The sequence below is a fragment of the Martelella sp. AD-3 genome, assembly GCF_001578105.1.
Classification (GTDB): Bacteria; Pseudomonadota; Alphaproteobacteria; order Rhizobiales; family Rhizobiaceae; genus Martelella.
In genome coordinates, this window is sequence record NZ_CP014275.1 from 1625056 (window position 1) to 1647839 (window position 22784).

General features: G+C 55.1%; 19 protein-coding genes and 1 pseudogene. 11 read left to right on the forward strand and 9 right to left on the reverse strand.

All coding sequences use genetic code 11. The features are described from left to right. Positions 1–28: 28 nt before the first annotated feature. From AZF01_RS07465 to AZF01_RS07485, 5 genes are read right to left on the reverse strand one after another with little or no spacing between them, the layout of a single operon-like run. The gene (locus AZF01_RS07465) at positions 29–1006 is read right to left on the reverse strand and encodes a carbohydrate kinase family protein (protein WP_024707182.1); all 978 of its coding nucleotides are present in this window, start codon (positions 1004–1006) and stop codon (positions 29–31) included. A gap of 9 nt (positions 1007–1015) precedes the next feature. Beyond that, a complete protein-coding gene (locus tag AZF01_RS07470; RefSeq protein WP_024707183.1) occupies positions 1016–2065 on the reverse strand; it encodes an ABC transporter ATP-binding protein in 1050 nt (349 codons plus the stop codon). Between the two features lie 5 nt (positions 2066–2070). After that, complete coding sequence (locus AZF01_RS07475; protein WP_024707184.1) at positions 2071–2913, reverse strand: carbohydrate ABC transporter permease; 843 nt, start codon at positions 2911–2913, stop codon at positions 2071–2073. A 3-nt stretch (positions 2914–2916) separates the two neighbouring features. Beyond that, positions 2917–3858, reverse strand: coding sequence for a carbohydrate ABC transporter permease (locus AZF01_RS07480; protein ID WP_024707185.1), 942 nt, complete (start codon positions 3856–3858; stop codon positions 2917–2919). A gap of 9 nt (positions 3859–3867) precedes the next feature. After that, entirely contained in the window at positions 3868–5424 is a 1557-nt protein-coding gene (locus AZF01_RS07485) for an ABC transporter substrate-binding protein (RefSeq protein ID WP_024707186.1), read from the reverse strand. Positions 5425–5732: 308 nt separating this feature from the next. Here AZF01_RS07485 and AZF01_RS07490 point away from each other — a divergent pair, with 308 nt between their 5' ends. The 7 genes and pseudogenes from AZF01_RS07490 to AZF01_RS07515 all read left to right on the forward strand — a co-directional run bounded on the left by AZF01_RS07490 (position 5733) and on the right by AZF01_RS07515 (position 12832). Beyond that, positions 5733–7067 (forward strand): NAD(P)H-dependent oxidoreductase, encoded by a 1335-nt coding sequence (locus AZF01_RS07490; protein WP_024707187.1) that lies wholly within the window; start codon positions 5733–5735, stop codon positions 7065–7067. Then, the gene (locus AZF01_RS07495; protein ID WP_036236380.1) at positions 7060–8064 is read left to right on the forward strand and encodes a thiamine pyrophosphate-dependent dehydrogenase E1 component subunit alpha; all 1005 of its coding nucleotides are present in this window, start codon (positions 7060–7062) and stop codon (positions 8062–8064) included. The genes AZF01_RS07490 and AZF01_RS07495 overlap by 8 nt, the downstream gene beginning before the upstream one ends. After that, the gene (locus AZF01_RS07500; RefSeq protein ID WP_024707189.1) at positions 8061–9071 is read left to right on the forward strand and encodes an alpha-ketoacid dehydrogenase subunit beta; all 1011 of its coding nucleotides are present in this window, start codon (positions 8061–8063) and stop codon (positions 9069–9071) included. The genes AZF01_RS07495 and AZF01_RS07500 overlap by 4 nt, the downstream gene beginning before the upstream one ends. Beyond that, a complete protein-coding gene (locus AZF01_RS07505; protein WP_024707190.1) occupies positions 9071–10381 on the forward strand; it encodes an acetoin dehydrogenase dihydrolipoyllysine-residue acetyltransferase subunit in 1311 nt (436 codons plus the stop codon). The genes AZF01_RS07500 and AZF01_RS07505 overlap by 1 nt, the downstream gene beginning before the upstream one ends. Positions 10382–10405: 24 nt before the next feature. After that, on the forward strand, positions 10406–11395 hold the full coding sequence (locus tag AZF01_RS07510) for a sugar-binding transcriptional regulator (RefSeq protein WP_024707191.1): 990 nt from the start codon (positions 10406–10408) through the stop codon (positions 11393–11395). Positions 11396–11609: 214 nt separating this feature from the next. Further along, positions 11610–12255, forward strand: a pseudogene (locus AZF01_RS23460) (IS3 family transposase); the annotation flags it as partial. A 7-nt stretch (positions 12256–12262) separates the two neighbouring features. Beyond that, positions 12263–12832: a LysR substrate-binding domain-containing protein gene (locus tag AZF01_RS07515; RefSeq protein ID WP_024707192.1), complete on the forward strand. Its 570-nt coding sequence runs from the start codon at positions 12263–12265 to the stop codon at positions 12830–12832. A 440-nt stretch (positions 12833–13272) separates the two neighbouring features. On the opposite strand, the gene AZF01_RS07520 is transcribed toward AZF01_RS07515, so the two are convergent. After that, positions 13273–14343, reverse strand: coding sequence for a site-specific integrase (locus AZF01_RS07520; protein WP_024707193.1), 1071 nt, complete (start codon positions 14341–14343; stop codon positions 13273–13275). 835 nt (positions 14344–15178) lie between these two features. On the opposite strand from AZF01_RS07520, the gene AZF01_RS07525 reads away from it, so the two are divergent. From AZF01_RS07525 to istB, 4 genes are all read left to right on the forward strand, one after another. Beyond that, positions 15179–18319, forward strand: a complete 3141-nt coding sequence (locus tag AZF01_RS07525; RefSeq protein WP_152534471.1) for an ATP-binding protein — start codon at positions 15179–15181, stop codon at positions 18317–18319. Next, the gene (locus AZF01_RS07530; protein ID WP_024707195.1) at positions 18310–18750 is read left to right on the forward strand and encodes a hypothetical protein; all 441 of its coding nucleotides are present in this window, start codon (positions 18310–18312) and stop codon (positions 18748–18750) included. Before AZF01_RS07525 ends, AZF01_RS07530 begins: the two co-directional genes overlap by 10 nt. 388 nt (positions 18751–19138) lie before the next feature. Beyond that, complete coding sequence (istA, locus tag AZF01_RS07535) at positions 19139–20665, forward strand: IS21 family transposase (protein ID WP_024706304.1); 1527 nt, start codon at positions 19139–19141, stop codon at positions 20663–20665. Continuing rightward, positions 20655–21455: an IS21-like element helper ATPase IstB gene (gene istB / locus AZF01_RS07540; protein ID WP_024706303.1), complete on the forward strand. Its 801-nt coding sequence runs from the start codon at positions 20655–20657 to the stop codon at positions 21453–21455. Before istA ends, istB begins: the two co-directional genes overlap by 11 nt. A gap of 106 nt (positions 21456–21561) precedes the next feature. Here istB and AZF01_RS07545 read toward each other — a convergent pair whose 3' ends face one another. From AZF01_RS07545 to AZF01_RS07555, 3 genes are read right to left on the reverse strand one after another with little or no spacing between them, the layout of a single operon-like run. Then, complete coding sequence (locus tag AZF01_RS07545; protein ID WP_024708357.1) at positions 21562–21852, reverse strand: pyocin activator PrtN family protein; 291 nt, start codon at positions 21850–21852, stop codon at positions 21562–21564. Then, positions 21849–22400 carry a hypothetical protein gene (locus AZF01_RS07550; protein WP_152534544.1) on the reverse strand — a complete coding sequence of 184 codons (552 nt, stop codon included), beginning with the start codon at positions 22398–22400 and terminating at the stop codon, positions 21849–21851. The genes AZF01_RS07545 and AZF01_RS07550 overlap by 4 nt, the downstream gene beginning before the upstream one ends. Positions 22401–22406: 6 nt before the next feature. Further along, entirely contained in the window at positions 22407–22667 is a 261-nt protein-coding gene (locus AZF01_RS07555; RefSeq protein ID WP_152534543.1) for a hypothetical protein, read from the reverse strand. Positions 22668–22784 lie beyond the last annotated feature (117 nt).

Genomic DNA, 22784 nt, shown 5'->3' on the forward strand with positions numbered 1-22784 from the left:
GGAGATGAGACCGGCGTCTTATGCCGCCTTATACCTCATGCAATAGCCCCTGTGCGGGACTCGGCGGTTGCGTCGGCGTGTTTTTCATAAATTGCAGTGTCGCTCCCAGGTCTTTCACCACGGCCTGTGATCCCAGGCCCATCGCATTTTGTGCTGAACTTGCCTGCCCGATGCGCATGCAATCTTCAATGGACATTCCCTGGTGCAGACCGGTTGCAAAGCCGGCGTTAAAGCAATCGCCGCATCCGCAGGTACAGACCACGTCGATCTGATATGCCGGAATGTCGAGGCGCTCTCCCTTGTTGTCGCGATACATTGCGCCCTTGGCCCCCAGCGTCAAAATGACGGCGCCCGTGCCCTGATCCAGCAAGAAGCTGGCAATGTCTTCGAGATCAGAGAGGCCGGAAAGCGCCATGGCTTCTTCTTCGGACGGCATGAAATAGTCGGTCTGCGCCAGCAATGGCTGGATTGCCGCAAAGTCATTGCGTGTTGACGCAAACACATCGAGGGTAGTGGTGCAACCGCGTTTTTGCGCTTCGGTCATGATCTCCGCGTTGCGCCCCTGGTCCATGCGATCCATCAGACCAACGCCGCCAATATGCAGGATTTTCGTATCCAGAACCTGATCGACCATATCATCGGATACGTAAAAACCGGCTGTAGCCCCGCGCTTGTGAAGCGCCGGGCGAGTGCCGTCCGGCTGGGTCGGGACGATTGAGGATGAGGTTGAAAAGCCCGCACATCGCTGCATGTTGGTGGTGTCAATGCCATATTGCGCCAGCTTTGTGAGCACCCAGTCGCCCATGTCGTCGTGCCCGACACCGCCAACGGCCTGCACTTTTAGCCCGTGTTTTGCTGCAACAATCGAAGCACTGCCAGCTGCCCCGGATACGGCAAGCGTAAACTCGTCTACGAAACTGGTGCCGCCATTTGCAGGCAGCTCGACAACGGGGCGGCACAGCGCATCAAATGTGTAAAAACCCATTGAGGTGTAGTCGAATTTCATCATGTCCTCCTACCGCAGCCTTTGGCCGGACTGGGTTTCAAACAGGTATATCCTTTTCGGATCAAAGGTCACGGTCTTGCTGGCATCAAGTGCTGCACGATAATCCCGGTCAGCCTTCACCTCGATAAGCTTTTCACCTGCCTTGATGGTAAGGTAAGTGAGATCTCCTGTCGGCTCGACACCATAGACGGTACCGTTCAGTTGCGCAGCAGCCCCGCCGACCGTGCAGTCTTCCGGCCTGATGCCGAGCGTCACGGCACCGGCATGCTGCTGAGGCAAGCCGTCCACCCGAATGCCATCGGCAACGAAGGTGCCGGATGAAATCGTACCCTCGATCAGGTTCATCGGCGGAGAGCCGATAAAGCCGGCGACAAAGGTGTTGGCCGGATCATTGTAGATTTCGTCGGGAGTTCCCGTTTGCTGGATCATGCCCGACTGCATGATCACGATCCGGTCTGCGAGCGTCATGGCCTCGATCTGATCGTGGGTGACGTAAACCGTGGTGATTTTCAGCTGGCGCTGGATGTGTTTGATCTGGACACGCATTGCCTGGCGCAACTTTGCATCCAGGTTGGAAAGCGGTTCGTCCATCAAAAACACTTGCGGGCGCCGCACGATCGCCCGCGCCAGGGCAGCCCTTTGTCGCTGACCGCCGGACAAGGCCGCAGGCTTGCGGTCGAGATAGTCTCCCATCTCAACCAGTTCCGCGGCGCGGCGGACGAGCGTGTCGTGCTCTGCCTTCGGCACTTTGCGCATGCGCAGCGGAAAGCGAATGTTTTCGTAGATGCTCATATTGGGATAAAGCGCATATCCCTGAAACACCATGGCCGCATCGCGGTCACGGGCGTCAATGTCATTCATCCGCTCGCCGCCAACGCGGATTTCGCCTTCGGAAGGGTCTTCCAGCCCGGCGATCATGCGCATCGTGGTGGTTTTTCCGCAGCCCGAAGGGCCGAGGAAAACGATGAACTCTTCATCCGATATGTCGATATTCACATCGCGGACACCCCAGAAAGCACCCCATTTCTTCTGAATGCCGACAAGTTCGATCTGTGCCATGTCTTTTATCCTTTGACCGCGCCCATCGTCAGGCCACGTGACAAGTGTTTCTGGATGGCGACGACCACCAGAAAGACCGGCACGAAGGCGATGAAGGCAACAAGTGCTATTGCGTTGTAGATCACGCCATCGGAACCACCGGTGAAGTTCGCCAACGCCACGGACATTGTGTAGGCGCTCTTGGTGGAGGCGATGAGCAACGTGAAGAGGAATTCGTTGATGGCAAAAATGGCGCCGATCACACCCGCTGTGATGATGCCGGGCAGGATGATGGGAATGATGATTTCCCACAGGATCCTCAGATCGGAGGCGCCGTCAGTGCGCGCTGCATCTTCCAGTTCCTTCGGAATATCAAGCATGTAGGAGCGGATGATCCAGGTAATGAGCGACAGGTTGATCGCGGCATAGATGATCATCAGGGCCCAGACGGTGTCGAGAAGGTCCATGTTCTTGAACAGGAAGAAAATCGGTATTGCGACAATGGCCGGCGCCATCATCCGCGTGGACAGAATGTAGAAGCCGATATCTTCACGGCCGCGATAGGTGTAGCGCGCCAACGAATAGGCGGCCGGTATCGCCAGCACGAGATCGATCACGACGGAGCCGATGATTGCGACTACCGAGTTGCGCAGATAATACCCCATTGGCCAGTCGGCCCAGACCATGTGCCACGCATCCAGACTGAAATGCGGCCAGTAGATCGGCTGTTGCGTGATGATCTCCGTCCTGGGGCGCAGACCGATGGACAGGAACCACAGAACAGGAACCAGACAGAACAGAGCCCATGCGCCAAGAATAATGTAGCGGATAATGTGGCTTTCGTTGTTCTTGCGACGTTGGGAGGCCATGGGCTATTCCTTCCCGGATCTGAACGCGCGTTTGACGACCAGTTGCGCGATGATAAGTGTCATGATCAGCATCACAACGGACGCCGCCGAGGCGTACCCGAAGTTGAAACTCTTGAAGCCGATGCGATAAATGAAATAGCTGACCGTTTCGGTGGCGCCGCCCGGAGTGCCCTGCGTCATGATATAAACGTTGGTGAACATGGTCATGATATCGATGCCCCGCAGGACGACCGCCACGGCAATCACCGGACGCATCATCGGCAGGCTGATATTCCAGAAAATCTGTGCCCAGCTGGCGCCATCCAGACGTGCGGCTTCCTCTACCTCTTCATCCTGACCCTGAAGTGCGGCAACAAAGATGATGAACAGGAACGGCGTCCATTGCCAGACATCTGCAACGATCAGCGTGAGCCGCGAAAGCCAGATAGACGATGTCCAGGCGATATTGCCGTCAATGAGCCCGAGCCGGATCAGCAAGTCCGAAATAACCCTGCCGTCCATAAAGGCGAGCTTCCAGATGAAGGCGACAGCCGAGGGCATGAAAAGCATCGGGACGAGGAAAATAATCCTCCATCCTTTGATCCACGGGTCGCGATAGGCATAAAACGAGATCAGCAATGCAAATGTGCATTCCAGCGCTAACGCAATCCCGCCGATCACAAACGTATTCCAAAGGGCCGCCCAGAATTCGCGATCACCGAAAAGATCGCGGTAGTTTTCTGTGCCGACAAACTGCCAGTTGGCGAATTTCACATAGAACAGAGATTGAATGATCGCGTAGACCCCGGGATAAAGGGTGATCATCAACAGGAAGGCGACCGCCGGTGCGACGAGCAAATATGGGAACATGACCCGAAGCCGCTTGTTGCGACGCTTGATATATCGGCCGGATGCGCCCGGGGAGGCCACAGCCCCCCCGGTTTCCAACATAGACGTGTCGGTCATTTGTCTTCCTTAGAAAGGGAGGGCCTTGTCTTTGCCGACCCATAGGCCAGGGGCAACAGACGCATAGTCGACCGGTGGCTTCGCACTGTAGAAGCCGTTCTGTTTCATGATTTTCCGAACGGCGGCTGCAGCGTTATCAAGGGCTTCCTTGCCTGATATCTGGCTGACCAGGGCCCGGTTGACCTCGTTGCCGATCACCTGTTCCATCTCGAACATGCCGGGCAGGCGCGGTGCGCACCATGCATATTCAAGGGAGTTTGCCATGACTTCTGCAGGCTGCGACACGGCCTGAAGGTTCGGATTGGTCAGCACCGAACGATAACCGGGGCCGACGCCGTTCGCATTGGCTTCATTCATGGCCATGATCGACGATGTCGTCAGGAAGGCCAGCATCAAAAACGCCCCTTCGGGGTTCTGGCTGGATGCTGCGACACAGGATGTCGAGCCGGCTATATTCGGCGGCGCAAACCGACCGCCGGAGATCCGCGGCTCATATATGGTCACAAAATCGCCGACGATCTGGGACTGGTCCGGCCGCATGGCTTGCGTGCCGGAATCCTGCCAGCTGAGATTGGTTGCGACCTGACCACCGAGCCACGCTGCCCGGTTTTCACCCCAGCCCGCGCCTGCGTAGCCTTCAATCGCGTTTTTCGACAGGGCCAGGATGATGTCCATCCCCTTATTGCCTGCGTCGCCGTTGAAGATCGGCTCCCAGTTCTCATCGAAAAGCGTCATGCCCGCCTGAGCCGCTACATGTTCCCATGTGTAGGTTGACCACATGCCACGTGCACCCATGAGGCCAACGCCGGCCACACCGGGGACCTTGCCGTTCAGTTCCGATGAAATCCGGATCAGTTCGTCGTAGGTCGGGACCGATGACCATCTGTCGATGGGCCCGCCCAGAACCTCTTCCACCATCGACTTGCGCAGATGAACCATCTGGAAATCGCAGTCGAACGGAATGCCATACATGGTGCCGTTGAAGAAACCGTAGTTCAGGCGGTACGTGTCGTAGAAATCGCCAAGTGGCAGCCCCCATTTGTCGGCATAGTCATCAAGTGGGGCCAGGAAACCCGGTGCGGCAAAGTCGCCAAGCCATGGCGAGAAGAACTGCAACGCGTCAAAAGAGGCGTTTCCGGAGATGAATTCGGCAATCGCCTTGTCATAAAAACTGTCATCGGGAATCGGAACCAGCTCAACCTTGATTCCGGACAGTGCCTCAAACGGCGCCAGCCCTGCAGCGGCTGAATCGCGGTCGGCTGCGCCGATCGCAAAACGCACTGTTGTCCCTGCCAGCTGTCTGCGGATTTCCTCCCAGTCCGCTGTCCGGATCCAGTCAGTGTTCTTGTCCCAAAGTGGCTTGGAATCAGACATTCCATACAGGGCTTGATAGTCGGGTTTTACATATTGAGAGATCGAAATCTGATCGAGAATCGTTTGCGGATCAGGCAGGCCTGATTGCGCAAACAGCGATCTGCCACCCATCGTGGCTCCCATGACTGTGATGCCGGCAGCAGAGCTGGCTTTCAGAAATGAGCGTCGTGAAAAGCTTCCTTTAACAGGCATTGAATTCCTCCTCGGGTCCAGCGCTATAACCGCATTTTCGACAACCCGGCCGCCGGCAATCACGATGCGATTACGGACAGAAGGGGATGCTCCTCCGAACAGTGGTATAGCAAATAGAACTTTTGTTCATAAAATATGTTCTGTCAAGTGCCGCGTTTGACGGCGCACAATTCCCTTATTGTAGAGGCCATGGTCAATGCTCGTTTTGACTGTCAGGATTCTTAAAAATGCGATTTGAACAAAGTTATTGACTTTAGAACAAATTTTCTGAATGTTTTGTCAAATCCTATCGAAAGAGGCATCAGGGAATGGCATCAAATATTGCGCTCACAGGATTGGCCAAGGATTTGGCAAAGCGTGCGGAGACAGGGCGGCCCGTCAGGGTTGGCCTGATCGGTTCGGGCGAAATGGGAACTGACATCGTTACGCGCACCGCAATGATGGATGGAATTGAGGTTTCCGCGATCGCGGATATCAATCCGACCGCTGCCCACAAGGCTGTTGAAATCGCCCGGCAGAGCCGGGGGCACAGCCGCGATGTCGGGTCCGTCGATTTGTTGAATAGGACAATCGAAAAGGGTGAAACCGCGATTGCCGAGGACGTTGACCTCATTCTCAATTCTGGCCTGATCGACGTCGTCATCGATGCAACCGGTATTCCTTCGGTCGGTGCGGAAATCGGCCTGAAGGCGATGGAAAACGGCAAGCATCTGGTGATGATGAATGTCGAAGCAGACGTCACGATTGGCGCCTATCTGAGGCGGGAGGCCGAGCGTCTCGGCGTGATTTACAGCCTGGGTGCCGGAGATGAACCGTCGGCGTGCATGGAGCTGATCGAGTTTGTTTCGGCCATGGGGCACAGGATCGTCTGTGCCGGCAAAGGCAAGAACAACCCGCTCAACATTGACGCAACGCCCGATGACTACGCGGCTGAGGCGCGCGAACGCCATATGAACGCGCGCATGCTTGTTGAGTTTGTCGACGGTTCGAAAACCATGGTTGAGATGGCCGCGATTGCCAACGCCACGGGTCTTGTGCCGGATTGCGATGGCATGCACGGCCCGGCTGCCGGTCCGAAAGAGCTGGCAAAGACACTCATTCCAACGAAAGACGGTGGTATTCTGTCAGGGATCGGCAAGGTCGATTACTCGGTCGGCAAGAATCTTGCGCCCGGTGTTTTCGTTGTTGCCGAGGCGGAGCACCCGCGAATCTGGGAGCGCATGACCGACCTGAAAATGGGCGATGGGCCGTATTTCGGCTTCATCCGCCCCTATCATCTGACATCGCTGGAAGTGCCGCTGACCTGCGCGCGCGCCGTACTCTACAACAAGGCGGACATGGTTCCGCTTGATCGTCCTGTCGCCGAGGTTTGTGCTGTTGCCAAACGCGATTTGAAGCCCGGCGAAAAGCTGGACCAGATTGGTGAATACACCTACCGGGCCTGGGTCATGGAAGCCTCGAAAGCCCGCGTGGCGAAGGGCAGGCCAGCCGGCCTTCTGTCAGGTTCGCTGGTCACGGCCCCGATCAGGAAGGGCGAGTTGATCACCAGCGACAATACAAGATTGCCGGAAGATTCACGCATCGCCGCGTTGCGCGACCTGCAAGATCAAATCCTATTTGGAAAAGAGGTTGCCCATGCATGAGGAAAACCGTCCTTACGCTATCCGAACCTATACCCCTGCGGTGCTGAAGGAAGCCCTTCGGAAGATGTATCTGATCCGCAAGTTCGAGGAAGGCGCCGAACAAAGCTACATGCGTGGCCTGATCCACGGAACAATGCACCTTTCCATCGGCCAGGAGGCATCTGCCGTTGCATCCTGCATCTCTCTCAGTGACGAGGACAAGATCACATCCACGCACCGTGGTCATGGCCATTGCGTGGCCAAAGGCGCCGATCTGGGCCGGATGTTCGCCGAGTTTTTCGGCAAGGAAACGGGTTATTGCCGGGGGCGCGGCGGTTCCATGCACATCGCCGATGTTGCAAAAGGCAATCTGGGCGCCAATGGCATCGTTGGCGGCGGCCTGCCGATATCGGTTGGCGCCGCGCTATCGGCCAAACGGCTTGGCACCGGTGCTGTTACCGTCTGTTTTTTTGGAGATGGCGCCAACAATGAAGGTGCGTTTCACGAGGCGCTGAACATGGCCTCGGTCTGGAAGCTGCCTGTCGTTTTTGTCTGCGAAAACAACAAGTATGGCATGTCGACATCGGTAGAGCGATCAACCGCTGTCAAGAATATCTCCGAGCGTGCCGTCGCTTACAACATGCCCGGTGTAACCGTCGACGGAAATGACTTTTCCGCCGTGGCCGAGGCCGTTGATACAGCTGTCGCGCGGGCGCGCGCCGGCGAGGGCCCGAGCCTTGTCGAGAACCTGACTTATCGTTGGCGGGGACACTCGAAGTCAGACCGGAACCGCTACCGCACAAAAGAAGAAATCAATGAATGGATGGGGCGGGATCCGATCCCGCGCATGGCCGCTTTGCTCGTTGAACACAAGATTCTGACCGAAAGCGACGTTGCCGCGCTTGAGAGCGAGGCAGAACAGACGATCAAGGATGCAATCGCCTTTGCAAGTGAAGGAGAGGATCCGAAGATCGAAGAAGCAACCCGTTACGTCTATACAGAAGGCCCTTTGGCATGAGCGCTGAAAAATCTCCTGACCGTCGTGAGCTGTCGTATGCGGAGGCCATTCGCGAGGCGATGGATATCGCCCTTGCAGCTGATCCGCGCGTTATACTCATGGGCGAAGACATCGGTGTTTATGGCGGCGCCTTTCAGGTCACCGGCGACCTCGTTCACAAATATGGGACTGATCGGGTCATGGATACGCCCATTTCCGAGCTTGGTGGTGCCGGCGTTGCCGTTGGCGCTGCCCTGACCGGCCTTAGGCCGATCTTCGAGTTCCAGTTCTCTGATTTTGCCGCACTGGCGATGGAGCAGATTGTCAATCAGGCTGCAAAGGTGCGGTACATGCTGGGCGGGGCCGTTTCAGTGCCGCTCGTCATGCGCTTTCCGGCCGGTTCCGGCACAGGTGCGGCAGCACAGCATTCGCAGAGCGTTGAGGCCTGGCTTGGCCATGTGCCGGGGCTGAAGGTGGTGCAGCCGTCAACGCCCGAGGATGCGAAGGGCATGCTTTTGGCGGCGCTGGAAGATCCCGATCCCGTGATGATTTTCGAACACAAAATTCTCTATAAGATGAAGGGACATGTTCCTGAAGGGCAATACACAACGCCGATCGGGAAGGCTGCCGTGCGGCGCACCGGTCAGGACGTGAGCATCGTTGCGACATCTTTGATGGTTCACAAGGCCTTGTCTGCCGCGGACCAACTGGCAGCAGAAGGTATCGACTGCGAAGTCATCGACCTGCGGACGGTGCGACCGATGGACCGGGAGACGGTTTTGGCTTCGGTGCGCAAAACCGGGCGTTTGATCTGCGTTTACGAAGGCGTCAAGACGCTCGGCGTGGGGGCCGAGGTCAGCGCCATGGTTGCTGAAAGCGATGCGTTCGATTTTCTCGATGCCCCAATCGTGCGGCTTGGCGGCAGCGAGTCCCCGATCCCCTACAATCCGGAACTAGAAAAGGCTGTTGTTCCGCAGGTTCCGAATATCCTCGAGGCCGCGCGTAATATCGCTAAAGGACGAATCTGATGCCGGTTGAAGTCATTATGCCGAAAGTCGACATGGATATGGCCAGCGGCAAGGTCGCGACATGGCATGTCCTGTCCGGCGAGCATGTTGAAAAAGGCACGCCTCTGTTTGATATCGAGACCGACAAGGCGGCGATGGAGGTTGAGGCGGAAGCATCGGGCATACTGCATCATCTCGTTGCGGAAGGGGTTGATGTTCCCATTGGCCAGCCTGTCGCCTGGCTTTATCAGGAGGGGGAGGAAGTCGGCGAACCGCCAACGGCTGTGCCGCTTGCGGCAAGCGAAGACAAGAAGGCATCCCCGCCAGCGGACGAAACGGAGCGTGATCCTGTTTCGGCTGTTAAGGCCGATCGTGTTGAACCGCAGCAGGATGGCGCTGCCGACAAAGTCCGGGCAACGCCACTGGCGCGCACGATCGCGCGGGACGCCGCCGTGGAGCTAACCGAGATTGCGGGCACCGGCCCGCGTGGACGCGTTCAGGCCGCTGACGTGCGCGGAAAGATCGATGCACGCCAGACAGAGACGCCAGCGCTTCAGTTTCAGGCTGAAAGCGGTCCTCTCAATATTTCAAGGTCGCGTGCTGACAAGGGCATACCTGTTGTTCTGATCCACGGCTTTGGCAGCGATGCGAGCGCGTGGAAGCCGTTGGAAGCCTATCTTAAGGGGCGACCGGTCATTCGCATAGAATTGCCAGGGCACGGAAAATCTCCGAAGCTGCGCATTGATAGTTTTGCCGAACTCTCCTCTGTGGTGCGCCGGGCTTTCGATACGCTGGATATCGAGCGCGCGCATCTGGTCGGGCATAGCCTTGGCGGTGCGCTGGCATTGTCACTGGCAGATACACGGTCCAAGTCCATCGCTTCGTTAACGCTGATTGCGCCGGGCGGTCTTGGACCGGAGGTGAACGGTCCTGCCCTTGAGGGGATATCGCGATCAACGCGGGCGGAGAGCCTGGGGCCGTGGCTCAAGGAGTTGGTGTTTGACGAGACGATGATTACGGACGGGTATGTCAAAGCCGCCATGGCTTCGCGCAAGGATCCGGCGCTGCGAGCCGCGCAGGCCAGACTGTGCGATACCTTGTTTCCCGACGGTGTTCAGTCGTTTGACCTTAAAGCGGCGATTGGCCGGGTTGACGTTCCCACATGTCTTATCTGGGGGAAGAATGATGCCATTATTCCATGGCGACATGCGTTGCGCGCTCCGGGAAATATTGCCCTTCATCTTTTCGACGGGGTTGGCCACACGCCACAATTTGAAGCACCCGCCGAGGTTGGCAAGATATTGCGTCAAGTCTATGATGGCGCATCATAAAATCTTGCCAACAGGACAGGACAGATGCCGGACAGCCAGAGCAATGAATCCGCCGGGTCGCGCGGTCGCAGTTTCGGGACCGCGGGCGATGAGTTACGGGTTCGTGCCGCATGGCTTTATTATGTCGAAGGTCTGACGCAAGCCGAGGTTTCCAAAAAGCTCGGTGTCAACCGGATCATGATCACACGATTGCTGTCGGAGGCCCGCGGCCGGGGTGAGGTCATTATTCGCATAAAGTCTGATCTGGCACCGTTGATGAAAATCCAGAGAAAACTGGAGGATCGTTTTGGGCTGCAAGAGGCTGTTGTTGCGCCGCTATCCGATACGGAGAGTGATCCTACACGTGCTGTTGCGGCTGTGGCAGGAGGATTTGTTTCGGAGCTGATGACCAATAATCTGACGGTCGGTGTCGGCTGGGGGCGAACATTGCATGCGATGTTGCCTTTTGTCGAAGGCAAGAAGCTCGATGGTGTGCGCATCGTCTCACTGCTTGGCGGCATTGCGCAGGCGCGGCGTTTCAATCCGGCAGAATTTGCCTGGCAATTTGCCGAGCTTTTCGACGCGGAAGGCTTTTTGGTGCCTGCGCCGGCGCTTGTCGATAGCGCGCAGACAAAGCATGCGCTGCTTGAGCATTGCGGCCTCGATCAGGTTCTGCAAATGGCTGAAACCTGCGATGTCGCACTTGTCTCCTGTGGCGGGATATCAACCCTGACCACGTCGTTCCGGCTCGGGCATGTCTCGGAAGCGGAACGCCAGTCGCTGATCGAGGCCGGCACGGTTGGCGATATTCTCTATAATTTTCTGGATAAGGATGGTCATTCGGTTGACCACCCCGTCAATGCGCGTGCCATGTCGCCATCGATTGAACGGCTGATACGGATCAAGAAGAAAGTTCTGATCTCCGGGGGAATGGAAAAGACCGAGATGATCCTCGCCACGTTGAAGGCGCTGCGGCCCAGTACCCTGATTACCGACGAATTGACGGCGTTGCGCCTTCTGGAAATGTCGCACTGACTGAGCGTGTCCTGAAGCACTGGCTTGTCGTTGGGCAATATTGTGTCCGTCATCGAATGATTTTGGACAGAATGGCGTTTGGATTTCAGGAGGCTCTGGCTCGTCTGATTTGTTGATTTAAGCTGCGTTTGCGTGATTGTAATGCGCGAAAGGGCTGAATAGCCCCGCGAATTGTAGACACCTTCCTGCCTAAAAATGAGGTAAGAAGGCGATCATGAGCAAATCGAATTTCAGTGACGATTTCAAACGCGATGCCGTGCGTCAGACCACGGAACGAGGCTATCCGGTATCGAAGTCTCTCAGCGGCTCGGCGTAAGCCAGCATTCGCTCTATGCGTGGAAGAAGAGGTTTGCCGGCTCGACGCCACAAGCCAGCGCCGAGTCCGAGGAGATCAAGCGGCTTAAGAAAGAGTTGGTTCGCGTCACAGAGGAGCGCGATATCCTAAAAAAAGCGGCCGCGTACTTCGCCAGGGATGCAAAGTGAAGTACGCATTTATCGCCCTGCATCGGCTGCAGTTTTCGGTGCGGACGATGTGCCGGCCTCTCCGGGTTCACTCAAGTGGATTTTATGCTTGGCTCAAAGCACCGCTGAGCAAGCGGGCCATCGAGGACAGGCGACAGACAGAGCTGTTGAGGTCTTCGTGGGAAGACAGCGGCAAGGTTTACGGCTACCGCAAACTGCATGATGACCTGCTGGATCAGGGGGAGACGTGCTGCCCGAACCGGGTTTCGCGCCTGACCCGTCTTGCCGGCATCAAGGCCCAGATTGGCTATAAGCGACGTCCCGGAAGCTACAGTGGCAAACCTTCTGTTGCCGTCGACAACACGCTCGACAGACAGTTTGACGTGGAGGTGCCGGATATCCGAGGTGCGCATCGACGTCGAGATCGCGACGCCGGATGATGCCGTGACGGCGCTTCGGGCTGACGAGGCCGATATCGCGCTGGCTTTCAACATGAAGCCCCAGCGCGACGTTCATGTCCTCTGGACCGACGACCTGCCGCTCCACTGCATCGCCGCGCCCCGCCATCCGATCGCCGGTCGGAAGGAGGTGAAGCTTGCCACGGTGCGCGACCATGCGATTGCCGTACAAAGCCCGGCGCTGGCGATCCGGCGTATACTTGAGGCCCATCACGGCTGGATTTTTTCCGAAAACCGCCCGCCCGTGGTGACCGATTCGCTGCAGCTTCTCAAACAGCGCGTCCTTTCCGGCAGCCATGTGGCGCTGACCTCCGAACTCGACACCGCCCAGGAACTGCTCGACGGCACGCTGGTCGCCATTCCGGTGAAGGGGCTCACCATCGGCCAGCAAACCATCTCGCTCGGCATCAGCGCCCGCCGCCCCCTGCCACTGATCGCCACAAAGGTGGCCGACCTCTTGGCAAAGGATGTGGTTGGGATCCTCTCGGAAGTGCGCGCAAGAGAGACGAAGGCGTGACTATCCCGGCAGGGCGTGTTGTCCGGTTTGTTATCTTTCAGGCCAAAATCCCTACACATGGTGGCCTGAAGGCAGGCCGCAGGCGATTTTCGCCAAACTTGAGATGCCTAACGTCTGGGCTGACAAAACAGTGTCCAGATCCTGCCCCCGCAACCACTCTGCAGCGTGATATATTACTATGTGTTTCAAAATGAAGATTCAGGTCAATGCCGAATTTGGGCGGCCGCCTTGCACCTATGCCAGCCGTTCAGAAGCTTGCCCGAGCGACCTGCCGTTCGTTGCGGCACTGTGAAAGGCACAGGGTGTAGATGAAGCCGGCAGATTCTGCGCGACGCGCGAAGGGCCGTCTCAAACAGGCATACGCTTAGGGCGCAGACGCGTAACGCTTCGACCCATCAGGCTTATCTCAAAGAGATAAACCGGTGAGCCTCCGGGGGCGTTCAGTCGTTTCCGCTCGCGAGTTGCAAGCCTGCCCAAGTGGCATATTTGTCGCCGGTCTCACGGATATGGGTATAACGTTTAAGGCTCACCCAGGACCTGTGTCCGCTGACCGCTGCGACATGCGGGATGTTCCAGCCCATCTCGAACAGGCGCGAGATGCCGTCATGGCGCAGATCGTGGAAGTGCAAGCCTTCAATTCCGAGTAGCTTGCAAGCCCGTGTGAAGTTCGCTGTGATTGCAGCCGGGGAGTAGGGGAAAATTTCCGATTTACGCTTGGGCATGCTGTCAATGATACGGATGGCTTCGTCGGGCAGGTCGACCCATGTATCATTGCCGAGCTTCTCACCCGGGTGCTTCATGTCACGAACCAGGATGCGTTTGTGTTGTTTCTGGAAATCTGCCCAGGTGAGGCGGGTGATCTCTGCCTGTCGGCGGGTCGAGAAAAGAGCGAAAACGATCACCTTGTGCATTGGCATGGCCTGAGGTGTTCTTCGTCGCCGATCGATGAAATGCGTCAATAATCGGTCGAGTTCGTCGAGGGTGGGTCTGCGGTGCCGCTGAGTTGAGCGGGATATGATCCCCATGCGGCGCGCCACCGTGATGGCGTCTCTCGTTTCCCTGTCGTCAAGCCGAAAGTCCCACATCGGCCGCGCGATGGCAAATATGGAGGCGAGGTGGCTTGCGTAATTCCCGACGGTTTGTGGCTGCCCGGGAAGGGACTGAAGGAATTCGATGATATTCTTCGACCTGATGGCGGAGCAGGACATGTCGGCGATCGGATAGGTCGAGATGGTCTTCAGGACTTGTGCCTTCGTGCGTCCGATTTCTTTGACCGCTTCATCTATATAGCGCTCGATGGCCTTGGACAGCGGTGGGTCGTGTGCGTTTAACTCCTCCAGTGCGCCAGGTCTCGCCAGCTCTTTTTCGCGTTTCTTTATCCATGCGGCTGCAGCTGGGCGTCTGTCAAAGGTCTTTGTTTCATGATAGACGGAGCCCTCGCGCATAACCCGTACACGTGCCCTGTAGCTTTGACTTCCATCCCTGCGTTTGCGTGTGGTAATTGAGCCCAGATTGGCCTCCATGTTTGGTCCACGAGGTTGTGTTTGGTCCTCGGGACCAAATCCAGTGTCAAAATCAGCGGATTCTGAGCATAATGAGCTGGAATAAGACGGATTATCAGGTTCTGATAAGTGACTGAAAAAAATAAGAAAAGAGAGTTTCAGGCGGCTTCCCGCTTTGCCGTGGCGCCTATGATCGATTGGATATTCGGTCGAAATTAGCTATATTTTTTAGATAGTTAGTTTTTTTGTAGCAAAATGTGTAGCGAATAAGCTCTTTTGTTCTTTTTTCGTTCTCATTTCAGGTGCAGGCTGTTTGCCGAAAAGACGAGATCGGAATATCTGAAAAAGGGCCGACTGCTGACTGGCAGGTTTGGTATCGCCATTTAGCGAAGCGCCCATTCGGGCTCGAGAGGTACATCGGGTGATCGGCTCTTAGTCCGGAGCTGCCATTGGCTTCCGACATTGGAGCCAGTATTTACTCCCGTCTACCAACTTTGCACCGTACCAAATGCGCTCCATGATTGGCTCGAGTATCTGGAGGGTGCGATGTCTGAAATGGTGTGTGTTTGCGGCTGCGGTGAGACCACACGCGGAGGACGATTCCGCCCAGGCCATGACCAGAAGCTTCGAAAAGCGATTGAAGATGTTGGCGGCGGATTAGAATACCTACGTGCAATCGCCGAAGTCTACGTCCTACGCTCTATAACGACTAATAAATCAGAGTGATGGCCGTCTCCTTACGGTTAATCGCATCGGGAGCCGCGCGCCACAAACGGCACGGTTCAGACGCGACACCCACCGATAGCCCATTCTTGGACAGATACTTAGATGCGAGGCCTGCCGGTTGCCAATTCTGACAGCGCTGGCGAAGAGGAATTCTGTTTATTCAAAGCTGCACTTATTGAGCGAGCCGGCTTTTTCAGCTAACTCTTTGAATGAATTCGCGAGGATTAATATGCTGCTGCCTCTTATCCAAAACACTCATGTTTACCAGCGCGCACTAAATGCAACTACTGTGAAGCCTTATAGTGCTCTCAAATTGGAGCACGTCGTTGATACGATAGGGCAGGCTTTGAAACATGTTCACGGCCAGGGTTTTTTTATTGAATACACCCGTCATGGACCAGAGCACACAGCGGAGTTGGTGAACTCCCTCGATTGGATCATCGAAGACAATCAAAAGTCCAATCTTCGTGATGCTGATTACCTTTTCTTGCTTTTGGCATGCCTATTGCACGATCTCGGCATGCTCACCACACAAGAGGAATTCCAGAAAAGAGACCTCAAGAGCTTGGCTCATTTTGAGGGCAGCCTTTCTACATTTGATCGCGGCCGGGAATTTCTTGCCGCCATCCCTCCTAAATACCCGTATCGGGAAGAGCTAATATTTGAGGAGTTCATTCGAAATCACCACGCGGCACGCATTCGGAGTGCTTTGCTCAGGGACAACGCGTCAGACATAGGTGATGTGTCAAAGATCGCGGATTTGTTGAAAGGGGTCTTTCACGATTTCGACCAGAAGTGTCTGGGAGACCTCGCGTTGATCTGTGAAAGCCACCACAAAGATGACCTTGATGATTTAAAGAAATATCAGATCAAGTCGGTGCACGGACCATCGTCAGAAGCGCAAATCAACGTCCAAGCAGTTGCCATTCTGCTTCGAATTGCAGATGTCCTACAGATAGGCACCGGACGTACACCTTCGGTGGACTTCTCAATTATAAGCCCAAGCAATCCAATCTCGCACTTGCATTGGATGAAGGAAATGGGCGTCAGGCGCGTTGAAGGGGAGACCGTTCCCGCTAAGGCGCCGGATGAGCGTGACGCTCACGTAATCAAAATTTATGGTCGCTTCGAAGAAGCAGAACCTTTTTTCGCGCTCCAAAACCACCTTAAGTTTGCAGGAAGCGAGCTACTACGTTGCGTGAAGTGGTCTAGTAACTCTAAATCAGGAGCTCAACATTATCAGTTTCTTTGGGATCGGATTGATGGCACTGAAATTGAGACTTATGGCTTTGAAAGAGAACAGTTTTCGTTTCAGATTGACCGTGAGAAGATCCTCAATCTCCTAGTTGGCCACACGCTCTACAACGATACGCGAGTAGTTTTGCGTGAACTAGTTCAAAACTCCGTTGATGCAGTCCGACTAGAAAAACATAAAAAAGATTCTGCGACATACTCTCCAAAAATCTCTGTGGAGCTTGAACCCGAAGAAAGAATACTCGTTATTGCCGATAACGGAACAGGAATGACTGCAGCGACCATAAAGTCGCATCTTTTGACAGTGGGCTCGTCATATTATTCTACTGAAGACTTCGGAAAGGCGTTCCCTGGTTTTACAGCGATTAGCCGATTCGGAATTGGCATACTGACTGCGTTTATGATCGCTGATGAAATCGAAATAACAACAAGTCATCCGGACGAGCCCAAAGCTCGCCGTATAAATATCAACGGCCCCTCCGGGACATATCTTATTAAACTTGTAGAGAAGAGTCAGCTTCCGTCAAGCTTTATAGATAAGGAACACGGCACGCGAATAGAGCTGAATTTGCGCCCACAATCCCGCGAGATCGATTTATCGGCTGAACTATCCCATTGGTTCGCGTTTCCCGACTGTGAGTTAACAGCAAGGGTTGGGCAGCAGGAAAGAAAAACCATTGGCTTTGACCATCCCGTCGACTTCCTTACCGAGGTCATGAATGCTGTCAATACACAGCAGAATGGAGCAATGAGCTTTCGGGACTACGAGGTGTTGCGATGCGACGTGCCCGGAATGTTTGATGGCGCGTATCTAGTTCGGCGCTCTCGATACAGCAAGCGGGCTTACATTGCACGGACAGACGAGTTTAATCGGCGACGTCAAGCAGAAGACGGCGAGCTCACCGTCAGAGAGTGCGGCGTATTCCTACAAGGCGTGCGCGTGCTTGGAGGTAGCCCAGGCTTCCAATCTGAAGGCCCCGTCGCAGTCATCAACGGTGTCGGACCCCGAGTACCTAAAACAAACGTTGCGAGGTCTGGCATCGAACAGGGCCCTGAGTATCAAGCATTTCTGAAAGCGCTTTACGGAATTTACTTGGCTCATAGCAGAAAGGAAGTTGATGCTTGGAGCTTAGAGACGGGCAACACCTCGTTGACAACTAGAGGTCGTAAGCTTTCAAATCTCGTTCTCAATCTTTCATCTAATACAATTGCCGTAGATCAAAAGATATTCCAGCAACAAATCGATGATGAAAAACGGATAGTTGTAGAAGTAATGGGTGAAAGAAAACTTATTAGCCGCACGGAACTTCTTGATTTGGAAGAATTCGATACCATAGAGTCGAAGTTCATGCGGACCGCAGAGGATCTTATTGAAAATCTTTCAGCCACAAAATCTCTAGACGACATCATTACATCTTTGGAACTTCCAACGATTGATGTGTTGTCGGATACGATTTTGACTGAGGCTGGCGGTAACCTTGACGAAAGAGCCTTGGCCCGGGTCAAGATAGGACGCTTGAATTTTGACGAGGCCTCTCTTCAGCTAACAATCAACTGGCGGAAAGTGGAAGATGGTCAGGATAGTGACCTAAGGCGACTAAAACCGGATATGAAGCGTTCCACTAACGGATCAAGGAGGTCTATAATTCTTGTTGCCTCAGAGGCTATAGGGAACGATTGCAATTGGTCAGAGGACACTATTCTCGTCTGTGAGTACGGGTGTTTCGTACACCCCAAGAACTCGCAAATCGAACTCTTGGAACGACTGTTGACCGAAGACCAAAGTAATGACGAACCACCGGAATTCAAGCTGGCGTTTACACACGCTATCTTGCAGTTGTGGCCCCATGATCAATACGAACACACTAGATCGCTTGAGGAGATTGCAGCGGCGTATGGTCGCGGTGATGCGGAAGCTCTACTCACGGCGCTAAAAGAGCATGTCGCTCCGTTTCGTTCTATGCGAGCCATAAGAGTTGGCAAGGATGAACAACTATGGTTTTGATTGAGGAACTGGAGCGGAATATTGATTGGTATAGAGGAAAAGGGAAGACCTATAAGAGATTATCGTTCATCGTAAGAATGCTTTATCTCGGATTGTTCACCGCATCGCTCGCATGTATGGCGCTAATTGGAGCCGGTGTAGCGACAGTTATACTTGGAATATTAGGGGGGGCTGTATTTCTTATCGACAGAACATTCAACATCACGCGTAATTGGGTTGAATTTTCTTACCTAGAAGTGAGTCTCAGTGGGGCAGTGGCAGTAATGCGCTTTCATAAGGAGAGAGGAGATACAGAAGCCATGTTGGAGCATTTCAATCTCGCAATCAAGAAGGTAGAAAACGAGACTTTGGGCTGGCAGGCTGACGTCACACAAGGCATACGAGAGCTAAAAGGTCTATTCGAGACAAATGTACGGCCTGCGCAAAAGTAAATCGAAAGACGTTCAGAAATCCAAAATCCAGAACTACATTGACACGAAGATCGACGCATCGTGTCCACGCATTTTCCATCACGGATGAGATGCGCCGAGAGTATTATCGGAAGAATTCTTCAATTGGATCATTGCCGTAAAGCTCGTTCTGAATTGGCTCAGTTTATTTGAACAGTCTTGTGCTTGTTCTTAAGTGGTTTTCGGCCTCGTTTTTGCTGCCGCTGATGTTGCAGGCCGCGCGTTGCAGTAAGCCTGATACGGTGTCTTCCGGTCAACTGTTGATTTGCGCTGAGAACTGACCCGGGATTGCGGGAAATTATCACTGAGATTTGACCCATGTTTCAATCACCCCTCGCGAGGTTCAAGCGGGGGTTCTGGAGTGATCGACATGGCGTTATTGAGCGTAATTCGGCGCTGGCATTTTCGAGAGCATTTATCGATCCGGGAGATTTGTCGCAGGACCGGCCTATCCCGGAATACCGTCCGGAAATATCTGCGACTTGACGGCGTTGAACCGAAGTTCAAAGTCCCGGAGCGGCCGAGCAAGCTTGATCCGTATGCGGATCGGCTGTCGGCCTGGCTGAAGACGGAGTCAAAGAAGGGCCGCAAGCAAAAGCGCACCTTGAAGCAACTCCATGCCGACCTGATGAGCCTCGGCTATGAGGGTTCCTATTGCCGTGTTGCAGCCTTTGCCCGGGAATGGAAGGCGGACCGGCAAAGGGAATTCCAGACGACAGGGCGCGGAACGTTCGTGCCTCTGGCATTTGAGCCGGGCGAAGCCTTCCAGTTCGACTGGTCTGAAGATTGGGCCATCATCGACAATGAGCGCACCAAGCTGCAGGTAGCGCATACCAAGCTGAGTTATAGCCGCGCCTTTATCGTCCGGGCCTACCTCCTGCAGACGCACGAGATGCTGTTCGACGCCCACAATCATGCATTCCGCGTCTTCGGCGGCATTCCAGGACGTGGGATCTACGACAATATGCGCACGGCGATCGACAAGGTCGGCCGTGGCAAGGATCGCGACGTCAACGTCCGTTTCCTGGCGATGGCCAGCCACTATGTGTTTGAGCCCGAGTTCTGCAATCCTGCATCCGGCTGGGAGAAGGGACAGGTCGAGAAGAATGTGCAGGATGCACGCCATCGATTCTTCCAACCCATACCCCGCTTCCCGTCATTGGAAGCCCTGAACGATTGGCTTGAGCTTCGCTGCAAGGAGTTCTGGACCAAGACCCCGCATGGTCAGATGCGCGGCACCATCGCCGACATCTGGGCTGAGGAGGCTCAGGTATTGATGCCTCTCTCCCGGCCATTCGACGGGTTTGTCGAATATACGAAACGGGTCACACCGACCTGCCTCGTGCATCTGGAACGCAATCGCTACAGCGTCCCGGCATCCTTCGCCAACCGGCCGGTGAGCATGCGGGTTTACCCGGAACGTGTTGTGATCGCTGCAGAAGGTCAGATCGTTTGCGAGCATCGCCGCGTCATCGATCGATCCCATGACCGGCCGGGACAGACGATTTACGACTGGCGGCATTATCTGGCGGTGGTGCAACGCAAGCCAGGTGCCCTGCGCAATGGCGCGCCATTCGCCGAACTCCCCGGTGCATTCCGATCCTTACAGCAATACCTGCTCAAGAGGCCGGGTGGTGATCGTGAGATGGTCGATATTCTGGCGCTGGTCCTTCAGCACGATGAACAAGCGGTGCTCTCGGCCGTGGACCTGGCGCTGAAGTCAGGCGTTCCGACCAAGACGCATGTACTGAACCTGCTGCATCGCCTCGTCGACGGTAAACCCTGTACGCCCCTCACCATTGATGCACCACAAGCCCTGACGCTCACCAATGAGCCCAAGGCCAATGTTGAACGATACGACACCCTGAGAAAGACGGAGGCTCGCCATGCGCCATAACCCCGCAAGCGGCGCGATCGTCATCATGCTGCGTCAATTGAAGATGCATGGCATGGCCCAAGCCGTCGGCGAGCTCACCGAACAAGGATCGCCGGCATTCGAAGCGGCAATCCCCGTCCTGTCACAACTCCTCAAGGCCGAAACCGCCGAGAGGGAAGTCCGTTCGACTGCCTATCAGCTCAAGACCGCACGCTTTCCAGCCTACCGTGATCTGAACGGCTTCGACTTTGCCAGCAGTGAGGTCAACGAAGCGCTTGTGCGCCAGCTCCATCGCTGCGAGTTCCTCGACGCCGCCAACAATATCGTTCTGGTCGGCGGTCCCGGTACAGGTAAAACGCACATTGCCACCGCGATCGGCGTTCAGGCCATTGAGCATCACCACAAGCGGGTTCGGTTCTTCTCAACAGTCGAACTGGTCAACGCGCTGGAACAGGAGAAGGCCCAAGGCCGCCCGGGTCAGATCGCCAATCGCCTGGCTCATTCCGATCTCGTCATTCTGGATGAACTGGGATATCTGCCGTTTAGTGCCTCAGGTGGCGCACTGCTCTTCCATTTGCTGAGCAAACTCTACGAGCACACCAGCGTAATCATCACCACCAACCTCAGCTTCAGTGAATGGGCCAGCGTGTTCGGCGATGCCAAGATGACCACCGCGCTGCTCGACCGCCTTACCCACCACTGCCATATCCTCGAGACCGGAAACGACAGCTTTCGCTTCAAGAACAGCTCAGCTCATGAAACCAAAACAACAAAGGAGAGACGGAGGAACTTGACCACGACAACCGAATAGAACGTTATATAAAGGCGGGTCAATTCTCGGCGCAAATCCCGGGTCAGTTCTCAGCGCAAATCAACAGCCATGCTCGCCGTCGGATGCGCGTCTTTTATGCGCAGGTCTATTTCCGATGCAACATATTGTGGTTTCGCAGTGCCATTTCGTGCTGACGATCAATGTAGTCGGCCAGATCGTTGATATGAACGTACTTCTGGGATTTCTGGGAAGGTTCTGCCTGGGTGATCGGTATCTCGATATCGCCGAGCGCCACTTTCCGGAGGAATTTTGCCGGGGTGAGGTGGGCAAAATAATCCTCACAGACTTGCTCGACTGTGACTGTTGCGCGTCCCTCATACTGGATCATCAGAAAGAAGATTGTTTTCGGTCGAGGGGAGGTGTTGTCCGGGATCATCGCTGTTTCCTCCAGTTTTCAAAATCTTTGACCATCTCGCGCCAGCGCGCGGCGGCTTGGTTGCTTGTGTTCAGATCGGTTCGGCTTGAAATTGCGAGGACAGAGCGCACTCGCGCTGCGACGCGATCATCTGTCAGCGGGCGGGCGAGGGCGTGTCGGGCTTCCATGAATGCCTTGAAGGCCGGCTCGCTGCATTTCATGGCGCATTCGCCGGCATAGTTCTTTGCCGGCCTGCCGCCTCTCGCTTCCAGTTCCATCTGCAGGCGTTCGATTTCAGTCCGGCGCCTTCGGTCGAGCTTGGCCGCTGCGTCAATCATGCGGATCAGATCGGCCGGTATCTCGATATGCTTGAGCAGCAATTCACGGTTGGACGCTGGGCAAGCTTGAGGGATGGTGCTGATGATATCCGGTTCGGTCGTATCCACGCCGTCTATCTCCAGATGCAATGCTTCGTGATCGGTCGAGATCTGGTCTATCGGCACAGCTGAGAGCACTAATTCCCGGTAGGCTGAAAGGCGTTCTTTGGCTCCAAGGTGTTGTGATGTCATCACGTTCTACACCGCCAATGCAGCAAGTGCTGCTTCGATAGATGCGAGTTGGCAAATCGTAATGAAGGCTAAGGCGATTGTGCCGATGATGACAGCTACCAGGCTGGCCCGGTGAAGCAGCAGGCAATCATCGATTGTAAGCGGATGTCTGTGCGGCGAACACAGCAGCATCTCCTCGGTTCGTTTGCGTCTCAGATAGTGTGCCGTTGTTCCGCTTTTTTTGGGGGTGGCCGAGCCTTCTTGCCGCCGAGACTGATACATTTTCATCAGGTGTGCGTCCCTTGCCATTTTCAGCAAGAGTGCAAAATGCACATTTTAAAGTCAAGCCATAATGTGCAATATGCACATAACGGTAGCCAAACGAGGTTGAGCGACGACTACGCT

Excerpts from the sequence above, each read along its gene's own strand:
- AZF01_RS07465 (WP_024707182.1), bottom strand. The coding sequence starts at position 1,006 with ATGAAATTCGACTACACCTCAATGGGTTTTTACACATTTGATGCGCTG.
- AZF01_RS07500 (WP_024707189.1), top strand. The coding sequence starts at position 8,061 with ATGAGCGCTGAAAAATCTCCTGACCGTCGTGAGCTGTCGTATGCGGAG.
- AZF01_RS07480 (WP_024707185.1), bottom strand. The coding sequence starts at position 3,858 with ATGACCGACACGTCTATGTTGGAAACCGGGGGGGCTGTGGCCTCCCCG.
- AZF01_RS07555 (WP_152534543.1), bottom strand. The coding sequence starts at position 22,667 with ATGAAAATGTATCAGTCTCGGCGGCAAGAAGGCTCGGCCACCCCCAAA.
- AZF01_RS07550 (WP_152534544.1), bottom strand. The coding sequence starts at position 22,400 with ATGACATCACAACACCTTGGAGCCAAAGAACGCCTTTCAGCCTACCGG.
- AZF01_RS07475 (WP_024707184.1), bottom strand. The coding sequence starts at position 2,913 with ATGGCCTCCCAACGTCGCAAGAACAACGAAAGCCACATTATCCGCTAC.
- AZF01_RS07485 (WP_024707186.1), bottom strand. The coding sequence starts at position 5,424 with ATGCCTGTTAAAGGAAGCTTTTCACGACGCTCATTTCTGAAAGCCAGC.
- istA (WP_024706304.1), top strand. The coding sequence starts at position 19,139 with ATGGCGTTATTGAGCGTAATTCGGCGCTGGCATTTTCGAGAGCATTTA.
- AZF01_RS07490 (WP_024707187.1), top strand. The coding sequence starts at position 5,733 with ATGGCATCAAATATTGCGCTCACAGGATTGGCCAAGGATTTGGCAAAG.
- AZF01_RS07495 (WP_036236380.1), top strand. The coding sequence starts at position 7,060 with ATGCATGAGGAAAACCGTCCTTACGCTATCCGAACCTATACCCCTGCG.
- AZF01_RS07545 (WP_024708357.1), bottom strand. The coding sequence starts at position 21,852 with ATGATCCCGGACAACACCTCCCCTCGACCGAAAACAATCTTCTTTCTG.
- AZF01_RS07505 (WP_024707190.1), top strand. The coding sequence starts at position 9,071 with ATGCCGGTTGAAGTCATTATGCCGAAAGTCGACATGGATATGGCCAGC.
- AZF01_RS07530 (WP_024707195.1), top strand. The coding sequence starts at position 18,310 with ATGGTTTTGATTGAGGAACTGGAGCGGAATATTGATTGGTATAGAGGA.
- AZF01_RS07470 (WP_024707183.1), bottom strand. The coding sequence starts at position 2,065 with ATGGCACAGATCGAACTTGTCGGCATTCAGAAGAAATGGGGTGCTTTC.
- istB (WP_024706303.1), top strand. The coding sequence starts at position 20,655 with ATGCGCCATAACCCCGCAAGCGGCGCGATCGTCATCATGCTGCGTCAA.
- AZF01_RS07510 (WP_024707191.1), top strand. The coding sequence starts at position 10,406 with ATGCCGGACAGCCAGAGCAATGAATCCGCCGGGTCGCGCGGTCGCAGT.